The following is a 15,199-nucleotide window of genomic DNA, read 5'->3' as shown; positions in this document are numbered from 1 at the left end:
GGGGAACGGCCCCCGAACCGGCGGACTCCCCCGACACCGTGCAGGTCGACGTCCTCATCCCGACGGTCGGCCGTCCGGCGGAGCTCGCGACCACCCTCGCGGGTCTCGCCGCCCAGACCGACGTCGACTTCCGGCTCGTGCTCAGCGACCAGTCCGCGAGCGGGGACGCCGCCACCGCGCCGGCGGTCGCCGCGATGGTCCGCGTCCTGGAGGCGCAGGGCCGGCCCGTCACGCTCGTCACGCACCCGGAACGGCGTGGCCTGGCCGAGCACCGGCAGTTCCTGCTCGAGCACGCCACGGCACCAGCGGTCCTCTTCCTCGACGACGACGTCTGGCTCGAACCGGGCACGGTCACCCGCATGGCCGACGCGCTCCGCTCCCTGCACTGCGGGTTCGTGGGCAGTCCCGTGCAGGGGCTGTCGTACCTGGGCGACCGACGGCCGCACGAGACGTCGGTGTTCGAGCGGTGGGACGGACCCGTCGTCCCCGAGGTGGTCCGCCGCGGCACCCCGGCCTTCGACCGGTGGTCGCTCCACAACGCCGCGAACCCGACGCACCTCGCCGCGGACCTCGACGTCGAGCCCGGCGGGTGGGTGCCGTACCGCGTCGCCTGGGTCGGTGCGTGCGTGCTCTACGACCGCGAGGCGCTCCTCGCCGTCGGTGGCTTCGGGTTCTGGGACGCGCTGCCGCCCGAGCACGCCGGCGAGGACGTGGTGGCGCAGTGGCGGGTGATGGAGCGCTTCGGCGGCGTCGGGATCCTGCCGTCGGGCGCTGTCCACCTGGAGGCTCCGACGACCGTGACCGACCGCCGGGTGGACGCCCCGGACGTGCTGTTCGGTCAGGGAGAAGTCATACCGCGGTAGGGGGTGGTCGAGACCCCGGCGGGATGGCACCGACCGGGCGCTTCCGTAGCGTCGTCACCGTCGACGAGGTCCGTCGGCGGAGGGAGCCACCCGTGTTCGACCAGATCACCCCGCTCGTCGTCGAGCTGGCCGCGAGCCCGCTCGTCTTCCTCGTCCTCTTCGCCCTGTGCTTCGTCGACGGGTTCTTCCCGCCGGTCCCGAGCGAGTCCGCCCTGGTGGCCATCGCCGCGATCGCCGCGACGTCCGGTCAGCCGGTGCTCGCCGGTGTCCTCGTCGCCGCCGCCCTCGGCGCGATCGCGGGCGACTCGGTCGCGTACTGGATCGGACGCCGGTTCGGTCTCACCCGGCTGGCGCACTCGAAGCGGCCCCGGATCGCCGCGGCGTTCGCGTTCGCCGAACGGCAGATGCGCCGCCGGTCCGCGAGCCTCATCCTCATCGGCCGGTACATCCCGGTCGGCCGCGTCGCGGTGAACATGACGGCCGGTGCGACCCGCCTGCCCTACCGGCGGTTCCTCGCGATCAGCACGATCGCCGGGCTGGCCTGGTCGGCGACGTCGATCGGCATCGCCCTCGCCGCGTCGAGCGTGTTGCACGAGCCGATCGTCGCCGCGCTCGTGTCGATGGTGGTCGCGGCCGGGCTCGGGATCGCGGTCGACCGGGTCCTGGGTAGCATCACCAGGAGGCGGGACGCGCGCGCGGCCGCCGCAGCAGCCGAAGCGGTTGCCGCGCCTGCCCCGGCCGACACGCTGCCGGAACCGGCCCTCGCCGCCGCCGGCCCCGCACCCCGCACCACCCGCACCGGAGAGATCGCCCGACCGTGACCACAGCGCCGAAGCAGCCCCGGCGATCGTGGCGACCCCGGCTCCCCCGGGGACCGCGAGCACTGCGGCAGCGCCGAGCACCGCGGCCACCGCGGCCACCCCGGCCCTCCTGGGTGCTCCTCGCCGTCCGGATCGGGCTCGTCGCCGTCGCGGTGTCGCTCTTCGCCGTCGCGGCCCCCGTCACCGCCGTGTTCTACGGGGTCCCGGTGCCGCTCGCCATGCTCGTGTCCGCGGTGCTCGCCCTGAGCGTCGGGCTCGCCCCGCTCGTCCCGCGGACCGCCGCCGTCGCCCACCTCGCCGGGCTCGCCGCCCTCGGGCTGCTCACGGCGCCGAGCACGGTCGGTACCTGGCCCGTCCCCGTCACGGAGATCATCGGCCTGAGCGTGCTGCTCGTCGTCCTCGGCGTCCGCACCACCTGGCGACTCACCGCGACGGTCTGGGCGGCGGCCGCCGTCATCGTCCTCGCCCTGGTCGCCGTGACGCCGGATCGATGGGCGCCGGCGGAGGTCTGGGCGACGAGCTTCGTGGTCACCGCCGGCAACACCCTCGTCCTCGCCGCCGCCGCGATCGTCATCGGGCAGCGCCGCTCCATCCGCGAGGAACTCACCGCCGCCCGCCGCGACGCCGAACTCGAGCAGGCCCGTCGCCGCACCGTGGAGGAACGCTCCCGGATCGCCCGCGAGCTCCACGACGTCGTCGCCCACAGCATGTCCGTCGTGCACATGCAGGCCGAGTCCGCGCCGTACCGGGTCACCGACCTGCCGCCGGCGGCCCGTGCCGAGTTCGCCGCGATCGCCGAGACGTCGCGCACCGCGCTCCGCGAGATGCGCCAGCTGCTCGGGACCCTCCGCGGCGACGCCGGCGCGGAGCGGGCACCGCAGCCGCACCTCGCCGACCTCCCCGCCCTGGTGCAGGCCACGCGCGCCGCCGGGATCCCGGTCGAACTCCGCCTCGGGGTCGACGTGGGCACCGACGACCACAGCACGGACGACGGCGTCGACCGGCTCACGCAGCTCACCGTCTACCGGGTCGTCCAGGAAGCGCTCGGCAACGTCGCCCGGCACGCGCCCGGCGCGTCCACCGTCGTGACGGTCGGGAGGCACGGCTCGGCGCTCCGGGTCGAGGTCACCAACCACGCACCCTCCGCCGGCACCGTGCCTGCCGCTCCCCCGGACGACGGTGGGTTCGGCCTCGCGGGGATGCGCGAGCGGGTGACCGCCCTCGGCGGCACGATCGACCACGGACCGGACCCGGACGGCGGCTTCCACGTCGACGTCCACCTGCCCACCCACCCGGCCGGACCCACCCGGCCGACCACGGCCACCCGCGGACCGGCGGCCGACGGAGGAACTCGATGACGCGTGTGATGGTGGTCGACGACCAGCAGATGTTCCGCATGGGACTGCGGGCGATCCTCCAGGCCCAGGACGACGTCGAGGTCGTGGGTGAGGCCGTGAACGGAGCCGACGCGGTCGCCATGGCGATCCGTCTGCAGCCGGACGTGATCCTGATGGACGTGCGGATGCCGGAGCTCGACGGGATCGAGGCGACCCGACGGATCACCGCAGCACCCGCGGAACGGCCCGTGCGCGTCGTGATGCTGACGACCTTCGACATCGACGACTACGTGTTCGACGCGCTGCGGGCCGGGGCGAGCGGGTTCCTGCTCAAGGACGCCAGCGCGGCGGAACTCGTGCAGGCCGTCCGGACCGTCGCGGAGGGCGACTCGCTGCTCGCGCCGCGGGTGACCCGGCACCTCGTCGAGGCGTTCGTGGCCGGACCGCCGCCCGCCGCCCCGCGCACCGAGGTCATCGACGTGCTCACCGACCGGGAGCGCGACGTGTTCCTGCTCATGGCGCGGGGGCGGTCGAACGGCGAGATCGCCGCGGAGCTCTTCATCGCGGAGCAGACCGTGAAGACGCACGTCGGGCGGGTCCTCGCGAAGTTGCAGCTGCGGGACCGCGTGCACGCCGTGGTGCTGGCGTACGAGACCGGCCTGGTCACCCCCTCCTGAGGCGGGGCGACCAGGCCGGTGCGAGCGGTCGGGACTAGCGGACCCGGACCTGCTTCGCCGCCTGCTTGCCGGACTGCACACCCGTGAAGGTCACCGTGGCCTTGCCGGCGACGGCCTTCCACCGCACCGATGCCGTGCCGTCGATGACGTCCACCGTGCCGAGGTCGGTCGAACCCACCGTGACCCGGACCTGACGGTCACCGGCGAACTCCGACCCGGTCAGGGTCACCCGCTGCCCCGGACGCGGGGCCCCGACCGACAGGTCGACGCGGGCGCCGCGGCTCAGCGCGGCGAGGTCGCCGCCGAGGCGCAGTGCCTCGGACATCGTGGAGAAGGTGTCCGTCTGGTCGGTCAGGCCGACGACGTTCGCGGCGCCGGGACCGTACCCGGCGATCCGCACCTGGGTGCCGGTGTGCTGCTGCGAGGCGCCGGCGGCGGCGGTGCCGTACGAGACCTTCATCGTGGTGCCGTCGGCCGTGAGGAGTGCCGTGGAGAGCGAGGCCGGCGGCGTGTTGTCGACGATCTGGCTCGAGTGGGCGTGGTCGGCGGTCGCGATGACGAGCGTGTTGCCGTCCTGCTTCGCGAACGCGAGTGCGGACTGCACGGCCTCGTCGAAGTCGATCGTCTCACCGATCTGCCCGCAGGCGTCGGCGGCGTGGTCCTGCTTGTCGATGCTCGCGCCCTCGACCTGGAGGAAGAAGCCCTTGCCGTTCTTCCCGTTCTTGCTGTTCCCGCCGTTCTTGCTGTTCTCGCCGTTCTTGCCGTTCTTGCCGCGGTCGAGCAGGTTGATCGACTTGTTCGTCAGCGAGGCCAGCGAGAGCCCGGTGTCGAGCCGCGCCGGGTTCGGCGTGCAGGTCACGGGTGCCTGGTCGGCTCCGCCCACGGTCGCGGTGGTGGGCGCGTACCGGGTCGGGAAGTTCCCCGGCGTGAAGAGCCCGAGGAGCGGCTGCCGCTGGTCGGCCTTGCGGACGTCCTCGAGGCCGGCCGCGTCGGACACGACCTGGTACCCGCGCTGCGAGGCCTGGTCGAAGAGCGTGTCGCCCTGCCACTGGCCGGCCTTGGCGGTCTGCTGGAAGCTCGCCGAGCCGCCGCCGAGGGTGACGTCCGGTCGGGCGTCGAGCAGCTGCTCGCTGATCGAGCCGAGACCGCCGTTCTGCAGCGCGTCGGTGCCGCACGCGGCGGTGTCCGGGCCGTAGCAGGAGCGGGAGCCGACGTGCGCGACCTGCACAGCCGGGGTGGCGTCCTGGATCTCGGCCGTCGAGACGTCGCCGGTGCGGAGGCCGTTCGCCTTCGCCAGCTCGAGGAGCGTCTGCTGGGGCTTGCCGTCGATGTCGACCGAGATCGCGCCGTCGTACGTCTTCGTGCCGGTCGCCCAGGCGCTGCCCGATGCCGCGGAGTCGGTGACGAAGTCCGGCTTGCCCTTGTTCGTGCCGTCCTTGTAGAGCGAGTACGTCGTGTACGAGCCGGTCAGCGGCAGGGCGTCGAGGCCCGGCAGCCGTCCCTCGGCCCCGTACTGGTAGTTCCGCGCGATGGTGATCTCGGAGTCGCCCATCCCGTCGCCGATGAGCAGGATGACGTTCTTCGCGTTGGCGTTCTTGATCGCCTTGCGGACGGCCTGCGTCTGGTCGCCGGCCGCACGCTGCGCGCCGCCGTGCTGGTGCAGCGCGAGCTGCCCGACGGCCGCGGCGGCTCCCGGCAGTGCGATGGCGCCGGCGATGAGCGCGGCGCCGAGTGCGAGCGCTGCACGGCGGCGCTTGGGAGTGTGCTGCATTACGTGGTTCCCCTCGTCTGTGCCCCCGAACGGGTGCCATCCGAGGATGGCTGTGCGGGGGTACAGGCTGGTGAACCGGTGGCGTCGGTCAGGTGAACGTGGTGCGAGCGGGCGTCAGCGGGGCTGTCGCGCGATGCACACGCATCAGGTGCGTGCGCATGCTCCGACGATCCACGGGTCGATCGACGAGTGCGGTGTCGCAAGATGCACACGCATCACGTGCGTGCGCATGCTCCGACGATCCACGCGTCGATCGACGAGTGCGGTGTCGCAAGATGCGTGTCCATGTTTCGACCGCGGACGGACGGACGGACGGCCGGCAGACAGACGGGAGGCGCGGTGCCGGCTGGCACCGCGCCTCCCGTCGAGGTGTGGTCGCGTCTCAGGCGGCGAGGTGCGCCTGCAGGAACCAGCGGTCCTTGGTGAGACCGCGCTCGATCTCGATGACGACGTCCTGACTGTTGAGGTCGACCTCGTCGAGACCCTCGACGGCGCGTCGGACCTGCAGGAGCGCGGCGTCGATCTCGGCGATCACCTCGGTGATGGTGACGTCGGAGTTCTGGAAGCCCTCGGACAGCGGCGGGATGGTGGTGTTCGCCGCGACGGTGGCGACGCGCGAGTCGACCGGCAGGCCGAGGGCGACGATGCGCTCCGCGGCGAGGTCGGCCCAGTCCTGGGCGTGCTCGACGATGGTGTCGAGGAGTTCGTGCACGCCGACGAAGTTGCGGCCGCGGACGTGCCAGTGCGCCTGCTTGCCGTTGACGACGAGCGCCTCGAGGTCGATGACGACGGGGGCGAGGAACTGCGCCACCCCGGCCGCGAGCTCCGGCGTCGTCGAGAACGGCGACGTGGTGGTCGTGGTGCCGGACTGCGTCGAGCCCTGCGTGGTGGTGCCCTCGGTGGTGGTGCCCTGGGTGGTGGTGCTCTGCGTGGTCATGTGCTTCCTCCTACCTCGTGGCTACACCGATCCGCCTGACCTGTCCTGGCCTGCGGAGTGCAACCGATGGTGACAACAGTGCCCGGTTCTTTTGTATGCCGCAAGGAAGCAGAGGCTGACCTTACCCAGCCCAGCGCGTCCGGAGTTCAGCCGACGAGGGTGTCGAAGCCCGCGCCCGAGAGCTCGATCTGCACGATGGACCGCGCACGCTCGACCCAGGGGTTCTCGGCGAGCCCGATCCACACGGTCGTGCGCGGCTCACAGTCGGCGACGCACCACTCGGAGGCCCAGCCGGTGACGGCGGCGGCGAGTGCTTCACCGTGGTCGGCGAAGACCAGCGGCGCGACGACTGATGCACGAGCGCTGCGGACGAGCCAGCTGACGGTCACTCGCGGTGGTGCGGGCAGCGAACGGACCTGCTCCTGCAGGGCGACCTCGACGAAGACCTGGCCGTACGCGTTCGCGGGGAGGTCCTCGAGCATGCGGGAGATCTCCGGCAGGTCGTCGACGCCGCCGGCGAGGAGGATGCGTTCGCTGGGCTGTCGCCGGGTCCGTGCCATACGGCAACGGTAAGGGAAGCCTTACCTCATCACAAGGGGTCGGGGCCCGTTCCCCCGATACGCGCAGCCGGCACACCGAGTTCGTGCGCGAGGAACGTCCACATCCAGGTCAGCGCGACGGTGTTCGTCAGCGCGGGCACACCCTGCGCGATCTGCGTCGCCACACCGTCGCTGTACGCCGCGAGCTTGAGCGCCACGACCTCGGGGGGCTCCGCCGGCGTGAACTCGCCGGATGCCGTGCCGCGCCGGACCACCCGGACGAGGCAGGCCTCCCAGACTCGGATCCGCTCGGCGTACTCGGCGGCGACCTCCGGCCGTCGCACCACCGCGGTCCAGTAGTCCGACCAGATCCGCCAGTGCTGCCGGACCTGTTCGGTGTCGCCGAAGAGCGGGGCGACGAGCATCCGGAGCGCCGCGACGGGGTCGGGCTCGGCGTCGACGGTGGCGACGATCGCCCCGTAGAAGCGTTCGGTCTCGAGGACCACGACCTCGTTGAGGATCTCCGCGACGCTGCCGAAGTGGTACGTCACCGTGCCGACGGAGACGTCCGCCGCCGCGGCGATGTCCCGGAGGCCGGTCGCCCCGACGCCCTGCCGGACGATGACGGCACGGGCGGCGTCGACGATCATCGCGCGCCGGACCTCCGGACGCTGCCGGACACGGCTCGCACCGGCCGTCGGCCCGGCCCCGGCTGCGCCGCGACCGCTCACGCCGAGGTCCTCGGCACGTCGTCGACGAAGGTGTGCTCGGCGACGAGGGTCTCCGGCGTCTCCGGTCCGCCGTCGCGTGCCCAGGCACGCACGGTGTTCACGAGGTGGAAGGTCTCGGCGTCGGCGGTGACCTCGGACTCGGTCTCGACCCGGGCACGCCACGAGGGCTGCTCGAGGCCGATCGACCAGCGCGACGACGCCCGCGCGGAGGTCGGGTCGTCCTGCCGGATGCGGTAGGTCTCGCGGGCGTCCTCGGTGAACACGAGCCCGTCCGGGTACACCCGTCCGCCGCCGTACCCGGGGTCGACGTCGAGCGTCCACTCCCCCGTCTCGACGTCGTGCGTGACGGTCCGCTGCGGGAGCACCTCGGCCGGGGCCACGCGCTCGACGGCCAGCGGCGTGGACCGTTCCGGCTCGTCGAAGCGCACGCCGTCGTCGGTGTCACGGGTCCACACGGGTAGGGAGACCGACGACGCGGCAGGGTCGATCGTCACCGTCGCCGCGGTGCCGTGCGGCCAGACCCACGGCCAGTACGACGACGACACGGCGATGCGCAGCCGGTGTCCGGCGGCGAACCGGTGACCGGTCGAGACGAGCCGGACCGACAGCACGGTGGGGACCCCGGGCTCGAGCGGGTCGTTCCGGTCCATCCCGTCGCGCTTCGCGGCGTTCAGCACACCCCGGGTGACGAGGGTCGAGGACCCGTCGGGTGCGACGTCGCAGAGCCGCACGGTGACGGTGGCCCGGGGCTGGTCGCTCGTCACGGCGAGCCGCACGAGCACGTTGCCGAGCACGTCCAGCGCCCCGTCGACCGGCAGGTCGAAGCACACCGACCGCCCGTCCTCCGCCCGCTGGTCCGGCGGCAGGTCGGTGGCGTTGCCGAACGGGAAGAAGCGTCCGGCGTCGGCACCGGTGTGCTGCGGCGACCGGACGACGACGTTCCCGTCCGCCCCACCCCGGAGCGTGTCCAGTGCGAGCGTGCGATCGGCGGTGGCGGTCGACGGCCACGCCTCGGCACCGACCCACCGACCCCGGCGCGACTCGTAGTGGGTGGCGGGCGGCTCGCCCTCGTTGATCCAGGCCCGGAGCGCCGGTTCACGCTCCACGCCGGTGTCCTCGCCGCGCAGCCACCGGTCCCACCACCGCAGCGTCTCCTGCAGGAACCCGATCGACGGCCCCGGGGCGAGCCCGCGGTCCGGGTACTGGTGCGACCACGGCCCGACGATGCCCTTGACGGGTGCCGGCACGTTGGAGACGAGCCGGAGCACGGCGTCGCGGTAGGGGTCGGCCCACCCGCCGACGGCGAGCACCGCCGCGCTGATGTTCTCGGAGTCCTCGGCGGCGCTGCCGTGCCGCCAGTAGTCGTCGCGCTCCTGGTGCGACAGCCACACGGGGGTCATCGGGCGGTTCGACTCCAGGCGGGAGCGCCACTGCGACACCCACGCCGGCCCGACGACCTCGGGCCGCGGTGGCCGCGAGTTGAACGCGAACATCGTCGCGCCCCACGCCGCCATGTCGATCCCGAGGACCGCGCCGCCGACGTAGTGCACGTCGTTGTCGTACCGGTCGTCGGTGGAGCACACCGTGACGATGGCCTTGAGTGCCGCCGGGGCCCGCGCCGCGAGCTGCAGCGCGTTGAAGCCGCCCCACGAGATGCCGAACATCCCGACGTTCCCGGTCGACCACTCCTGCGCCGCCAGCCAGGCGATCACGGCCTCGCCGTCGCGGAGTTCCTGCTCGCTGTACTCGTCGTCGAAGGACCCGTCCGAGGACCCGGTCCCGCGGATGTCCACCCGGACCGAGGCGTACCCGTGCGCGGCGTACCAGGGATGCCGTTCGGAGTCGCGTGGCGCCGTCCAGTCGTCGAGCCGGTACGGCAGGTACTCGAGCAGGACGGGGACGGGCGCGGTCGGGGACGCCGTCACGGGCGACCAGATCCGGGTGTGCAGCCGGACGCCGTCGGGCATCGGGATCCACTCGTCGCGGACGTGCACACCGGCAGGCAGCGAATCGGTGGGTCCGATCCCCGTCAGGCGGTCCGAACTCATGCGTCCTCCCAGTTCCGGGTGTGGTGTCCGTCGCCGCGGTCGGTCCAGCCCTCGGCGTGCCGCCAGCGCGGGACGCCGTCGCCGACGTCGGGCAGCACGGTGCTGCCGGGTTCGAGCGTCGCGGCGAGCAGCGTCGACGTGTACGGGTGGTTCGGCCCGCCGAAGACGCGTTCCGTCGGGCCGATCTCGACGATCCGCCCGCCGGTCATCACGGCGACGCGGTCGGCGACGCCACGGACCACGGCGAGGTCGTGGCTGATGAACAGGCAGCTCAGCCCGCGCTCCCGCTGCAGCGAGGCGAGGAGCGACAGGATGCCGGCCTGCACCTGCACGTCGAGCGCCGTGGTGATCTCGTCGGCGACGACCAGGCGGGGCTCCGCGGCCAGGGCCCGGGCGATGCCGACGCGCTGCCGCTGCCCGCCGGAGAGCTGTGCCGGCAGCCGACCCGCGAACTCCGGGCCGAGGCCGACCTGGGTGAGGAGCTCGTCGACGCGCTCGCGCGACGTGCTGCCGGTGAAGAGCTTGAGCGGCCGCGCGATCGCCGCACCGACCGTGCGGCGTGGGTTCAGCGACGTGTCCGCGTTCTGGAACACCAGCTGCACCGCACGACGGAGGTCGGGCGAACGCGCCCCGATCGGCTCGCGCAGGTCGCCGCTCGTGGTGCCGTCGTCGAACGTGAACGTGCCCGACTCCGCCGTCACCAGGCCGGCCAGGGCCGTCGCGAGCGTCGACTTGCCGCTGCCCGACTCGCCGACGACGGCGAGCGTCTCGCGCGGCGCGATCGTGAAGGAGACGCCGTCGACGGCGGCCGGCAGCCCGCGTCCGTAGCGGATCACCAGGTCCTGGGCGGTCACCACGGGACGGAGGTGCGGGACGGGAGGCGCGGTGCCGGTCGATCTGGAGGCGAGCGTCTCGGAGACGGTCACCGTCTCGGACCGGTGATCCGGGCCTCCATGCCGTCGTCCGTCCGGCACCGCGGCCAGCAGCGCACGCGTGTACTCGTGCTGCGGGGCGGCGAAGAGCGCCGCCGTGGCGGCGTGCTCGACGACCGCGCCGTCGCGCATGACCGCGATCTCGTCGGCCATCGCGGACACCACGCCGAGGTCGTGGCTGACGAGGAGCACGGCCATCTCGAGCTCGCGGCCGAGGTCGGCGATGAGGTCGAGGACGGCCGCCTGCGTGACGACGTCGAGCGCGGTGGTGGGCTCGTCGAGGACGAGCACGCGCGGGCGTGCAGCCACGGCCATCGCGATCGCGATGCGCTGCTGCTGTCCGCCGGAGAGCTGGTGCGGGTACCGGCGCACGATCGCCTCGGGGTCGGGCAGCCGGACGAGCCGGACGAGTTCGGCCACCCGGTCGGGTCCGTCGGGTTCACCGTGGGCGCGGAGGGCCTCGCGGATCTGCTCGCCGACCCGCATCGAGGGCGTCAGCGCCTGCCCGGCGTTCTGCGCGACCACGGAGGCGGTGCCCCCGCGGAGGGCGCGGCGACCGGCCGGCGAGAGCGCGAAGACGTCGGTGCCGTCGACGCGGACCGAGCCGCGTTCGATGGTGGAGCCGGCGCGCAGGTGCGCGAGGAGCGTGCGGGCCACGGTGGACTTGCCGCTGCCGGACTCCCCGACGAGGCCGAGGGTCCGGCCGGCGTCGATGGCGAAGGACACGCCGCGGACGACGGGGACCGAGCGGCGACCGGCGGCGTACGAGATGGCGAGGTCGTCGACCTGGACGGTGCTCATGCGGAGACTCCCTGCTTGGCCCGGTCGACGCCGAGCGACTTGGACAGGCCGTCCGCGGCCAGGTTGAGACCGACGACGAGGGTCGCGAGCGCCACGATCGGCGCGAGCGTCCCGAGCGGCACGACGGTCAGGGCGGTGCGGTTCTCCTGCACCATCAGGCCCCAGTCCGGCGTCGGCGGGTTCGCGCCGAAGCCGAGGAACGACAGCGAGGCGACGAGCAGCACGATCCACGACGCCCGCATCGCGTACTCGACGAGGACGACGTCGAGCACGTTCGGCAGGATCTCGCGGAACACGATCGACAGGCCGCGCTCGCCCCGGGCACGCGCCGCGGTGACGTAGTCCTGGGTGATCACGCTCCGGGCGGCACCGCGGAAGACCCGGGTCACCGCGGGGGCGTAGACGATCGTGACGGCGAGGACGATCACCCAGAGGCCGGCGTCGAACACGGTCACGACGACGAGCAGGGCGAGGATCGACGGTACGCTGAGCAGGGCGTCGACGACGCGCATGACGACCTCGTCGAACCAGTTGTCGGCGTACGCCGTGATGCACCCGAGGACCGTTCCGACGGCGACCGCGATGGTGGTCGCGAGGAAGGTCACGAGCAGGGCGTACCGGCCGCCGTTGAGGGTCCGGGACAGGATGTCGCGGCCGTACTGGTCGGTGCCGAGCCAGTGCGTCCACGTCGGTCCGGCGAGGACGTCGGTGGCGTTCGTCGCGACGGGGTCGTGGCCGGCGATCACCGGGGCGAGCACCGCGAGGACCAGGTGCAGGGCGATGAGGCCGAGCCCGATGCTCAGGGCGGTGGAGCTCCGGAGCGGTGCGACGGCGGCGCCGACGACGTTCCGTGAGCGTGGGGCGACGGCGGTCATGCGCGGGCCTTCCGGGTCGGGGCGGTCGCGGTCCCGGCGGCGCGGGTGCGCGGTGTGCGTCCCGGGGCCCGCGTGCGACGCTGCCGGGTGCGGAGCTTCGGGTCGAGCGCGAGCGCGACGAGGTCGGCCGCCAGGTTGCACACGACGTAGACGACGGCACTGAGGAGCGCGATGGCCTCGATGGTGGGGAGGTCGCGGTTGAAGACCGACTCGAGCATGAGCTTGCCCATCCCCGGGTAGTTGAAGACGTTCTCGACGACGACCACGCCGCCGAGCAGCCAGGCGACGTTGAGCGCGACGACGTTGAGCGTCGGCAGCAGGGCGCTCGGCACCGCGTGCTTCCACACCACCCGGCGCATCGTCAGGCCCTTCAGCTCCGCGGTGGTGACGAACTCCGACGCCATCACGTCGATCGTCGAGGACCGTGCGGTGCGGACGATGTAGGCGGCCATGGCGAGCGTCAGCACGATGATGGGCAGCCAGATCGTCGGCAGGAGCTCCGCGACGGTGGCGTCGCTCCCCCGCAGGACGACGGCGGGGAACAGCGGCAGGCCGATCGCGAAGAGCAGCACGAGCACGGTCGCGACCATGAACTCCGGCACGCTCATCACGACGAGGCTGACGATCGAGATCACCCGGTCGGACGCACGGCCGCGGCGGACGCCGGCGATGACGCCGAGGGTGAGCGACACCGTCACGCCGACGACCATCGCGGGGACGGCGATGAGCATGCTGTTCCGGAACGCGGTGAAGAGCGTCGGGCCGACCGGCTCCCCGCTGACGAGCGAGGTGCCGAAGTCGCCGTGCACGGCGCCGCCGAGCCACTGCAGGTAGCGGAGCCACACGTTCTGGTCGAGCCCGAGCGACTCCCGGAGCTGCTTCACGGCGTCGGGCGTGGCGTTCTGGCCGAGGAGCTGCTGCGCGACGTCGCCGGGCAGGGCCTGCACGGCGAGGAACACGAACAGCGAGGCGAGCACCACCGTGAGGACGGCGATGCCGACGCGGCGGAGGACGGGGACGAGGACGTTCATCGGCGGAGTCCGATCCGGAGGTAGTCGAACTCGAAGCCGAACTCCGAGTAGTTCACGACGTCGCGGGAGAGCCCGACGAGCCGGTCCCCGAACATCGGGGTCATGTCGGCGCCGTCCTCGACGATGAGCCGCTGCGCGTCCTGGTACAGCGTCAGGCGTTTCGCGCCGTCCATCTCGGCCCGTGCGTCGTCGAGCAGCCCGTCGAAGGTCTCGTTCGACCAGGCGCTCTCGTTGTACGACGAGCCGGATCGGAAGATCTGGTTGAGGAGCTGATCGATGGGACGGCCGGTGAACCAGTAGCTCACCATGAGCGGCTTCTGCATCCAGATCTGCGTGTAGTACGAGTCGGAGCTCGCGTTCTTCACCGTCAGCCGGATCCCCGCGTCGGCGACGGCGTCGCGGTAGGCGACGGCCATCGGGGTGAACACCGACTCGTACGACGACGTGTAGATCGCGGTGCGGAAGTCCTCGCGCCCGGCGGCCTTGAGGAGCGCCTTCGCCTTGTCCGGGTCGTGTTCGCGGCGGTCGTCGACGAAGGCCGCGAGCTGCGGCGGCACGGGGTTGTCCCACCCGGCCGACCCGGTCCCCTGCAGGGCGGTGTCGACGATCGTCCGTGGGTCGTACGCCAGCTTCATGGCCTGCCGGACGCGGGGGTCGCGGAACTCCTCCGACGTCGCGAGCATCGGGATCGTGTACCACTGCGCGTTCTTCGAGCGGGCGATGGTGGCGCGGTCCGACGCCGCGACGACCCGCGCCGTGGCGAAGTCGAGGTTCGTCTGCGAGATGAGGTCGATCTGCCCGGCGAGCAGGGCGTTCACGCGGGCCGTGGTGTCCTGGACCGAGTAGAAGTCGATGCCGTCGAGCACGGGGCGACCGGCGAAGTGGTCGTCGAACGCCTCAACGCTGCCGGCCCCGGCGGGGGTGAAGGACGAGAGCTTGAACGGGCCGGTGCCGATGCCGGTCCGGCCGATGTCGGCGATCGCCCCGGCGGGCACGATGTAGCACTGGTACGCGGTGAGGAGCGACGGGAACTCGGCGTTCGGCTTCGTCAGGGCGAACCGCAGCGTGTACGGATCCGCCGCGGTCATCGACTGCGCGTCCATGACCTCGCCGAGGACGCCGGCCTGGGGGCTGCCGGTCTTCTCGTCGAGGATGTGCCGGATGCTCGCGATCGCGTCGTCGGCCGTGAACCGGGAGCCGTCGTGGAACCGCACCCCACGACGGAGGTGGAACGTCCACTCGGTGCCGTCGTCGTTCGCGGACCACTCCTCGGCCAGATCGGGGACCGTCTTCCCCTGCTCGTCGAGCTTCACGAGCCGGTTGTAGAGCGCGCCGAGGTACTCGTAGGCGGACAGCGAGCTGGCGGAGTCGAGCGTCTCGGCAGCCGAGGCAGCCGGTCGAGCGATGCGGAGCCGACCGCCGCGGCGGGCCACGCCGGTGGCCGCCGCCTCGGGCAGGGACGTGGTGCCGGCGGACGCGCCGGAGCTGCACCCGGTCAGGGTGAGCAGGCCGAGGCCGGCGAGTCCGGCGGCGCCGGTGAGGAGCGCTCGGCGGCTCGGGCCGCGGGCGTTCCGGGGTTCGGGGACGATGGGTTGCATTCGGGGTGACCCCTCCTGTAATCGTTCCGGTGAACGATAGAGGGCTTCTGCTCCGGTCCCAAGTCCGGTGACGGACCTCACGCACCCGTCAGGGCAGGCCGATCCGCGGCCCGCTCCCGATCCGTCGGCTCCGGCGACCCGCGCCAACGTTTACCAACCCGTTACATCGCGAGCGCTCGAGGCACCGGGCGGGCACGGCATGATCGGACCACGGCCCGGGCACCCCGCCCGGCACCGC

General features: G+C 72.7%; 13 protein-coding genes. 4 read left to right on the top strand and 9 right to left on the bottom strand.

The genetic code is table 11. The features are described 5' to 3' along the window. Nucleotides 1–38 precede the first annotated feature (38 nt). From DEJ28_RS09175 to DEJ28_RS09160, 4 genes are all read left to right on the top strand, one after another. Nucleotides 39–863 carry a glycosyltransferase family 2 protein gene (locus DEJ28_RS09175; protein ID WP_258368259.1) on the top strand — a complete coding sequence of 275 codons (825 nt, stop codon included), beginning with the start codon at nucleotides 39–41 and terminating at the stop codon, nucleotides 861–863. Between the two features lie 92 nt (nucleotides 864–955). Beyond that, nucleotides 956–1,684, top strand: coding sequence for a DedA family protein (locus DEJ28_RS09170; protein ID WP_181433849.1), 729 nt, complete (start codon nucleotides 956–958; stop codon nucleotides 1,682–1,684). Between the two features lie 113 nt (nucleotides 1,685–1,797). Further along, the gene (locus tag DEJ28_RS09165) at nucleotides 1,798–3,042 is read left to right on the top strand and encodes a sensor histidine kinase (RefSeq protein ID WP_111117179.1); all 1,245 of its coding nucleotides are present in this window, start codon (nucleotides 1,798–1,800) and stop codon (nucleotides 3,040–3,042) included. After that, nucleotides 3,039–3,698, top strand: coding sequence for a response regulator (locus tag DEJ28_RS09160; RefSeq protein ID WP_111117180.1), 660 nt, complete (start codon nucleotides 3,039–3,041; stop codon nucleotides 3,696–3,698). The genes DEJ28_RS09165 and DEJ28_RS09160 overlap by 4 nt, the downstream gene beginning before the upstream one ends. Before the next feature lie 34 nt (nucleotides 3,699–3,732). On the opposite strand, the gene phoA is transcribed toward DEJ28_RS09160, so the two are convergent. From phoA to DEJ28_RS09115, 9 genes are all read right to left on the bottom strand, one after another. After that, on the bottom strand, nucleotides 3,733–5,469 hold the full coding sequence (gene phoA, locus DEJ28_RS09155; protein ID WP_111117181.1) for an alkaline phosphatase: 1,737 nt from the start codon (nucleotides 5,467–5,469) through the stop codon (nucleotides 3,733–3,735). A gap of 382 nt (nucleotides 5,470–5,851) precedes the next feature. Further along, a complete protein-coding gene (locus tag DEJ28_RS09150; RefSeq protein WP_258368260.1) occupies nucleotides 5,852–6,406 on the bottom strand; it encodes a Dps family protein in 555 nt (184 codons plus the stop codon). A 146-nt stretch (nucleotides 6,407–6,552) separates the two neighbouring features. Further along, nucleotides 6,553–6,966, bottom strand: coding sequence for an SIP domain-containing protein (locus tag DEJ28_RS09145; RefSeq protein ID WP_111117182.1), 414 nt, complete (start codon nucleotides 6,964–6,966; stop codon nucleotides 6,553–6,555). 29 nt (nucleotides 6,967–6,995) lie between these two features. After that, a complete protein-coding gene (locus tag DEJ28_RS09140; RefSeq protein WP_258368262.1) occupies nucleotides 6,996–7,676 on the bottom strand; it encodes a TetR/AcrR family transcriptional regulator in 681 nt (226 codons plus the stop codon). Next, nucleotides 7,673–9,724 carry a CocE/NonD family hydrolase gene (locus DEJ28_RS09135; RefSeq protein WP_111117183.1) on the bottom strand — a complete coding sequence of 684 codons (2,052 nt, stop codon included), beginning with the start codon at nucleotides 9,722–9,724 and terminating at the stop codon, nucleotides 7,673–7,675. The genes DEJ28_RS09140 and DEJ28_RS09135 overlap by 4 nt, the downstream gene beginning before the upstream one ends. Then, the gene (locus tag DEJ28_RS09130; RefSeq protein ID WP_111117184.1) at nucleotides 9,721–11,457 is read right to left on the bottom strand and encodes a dipeptide ABC transporter ATP-binding protein; all 1,737 of its coding nucleotides are present in this window, start codon (nucleotides 11,455–11,457) and stop codon (nucleotides 9,721–9,723) included. Before DEJ28_RS09130 ends, DEJ28_RS09135 begins: the two co-directional genes overlap by 4 nt. Then, the gene (locus DEJ28_RS09125; protein ID WP_111117185.1) at nucleotides 11,454–12,332 is read right to left on the bottom strand and encodes an ABC transporter permease; all 879 of its coding nucleotides are present in this window, start codon (nucleotides 12,330–12,332) and stop codon (nucleotides 11,454–11,456) included. Before DEJ28_RS09125 ends, DEJ28_RS09130 begins: the two co-directional genes overlap by 4 nt. Beyond that, nucleotides 12,329–13,363, bottom strand: coding sequence for an ABC transporter permease (locus DEJ28_RS09120; protein WP_111117186.1), 1,035 nt, complete (start codon nucleotides 13,361–13,363; stop codon nucleotides 12,329–12,331). Before DEJ28_RS09120 ends, DEJ28_RS09125 begins: the two co-directional genes overlap by 4 nt. Next, on the bottom strand, nucleotides 13,360–14,961 hold the full coding sequence (locus DEJ28_RS09115; protein WP_111117187.1) for an ABC transporter substrate-binding protein: 1,602 nt from the start codon (nucleotides 14,959–14,961) through the stop codon (nucleotides 13,360–13,362). The genes DEJ28_RS09120 and DEJ28_RS09115 overlap by 4 nt, the downstream gene beginning before the upstream one ends. Between the last annotated feature and the right edge of the window lie 238 nt (nucleotides 14,962–15,199).

The organism is Curtobacterium sp. MCPF17_002 (assembly GCF_003234115.2).
GTDB lineage: Bacteria > Actinomycetota > Actinomycetes > Actinomycetales > Microbacteriaceae > Curtobacterium.
This window is presented reverse-complemented; position numbering and strand designations above follow the sequence as displayed.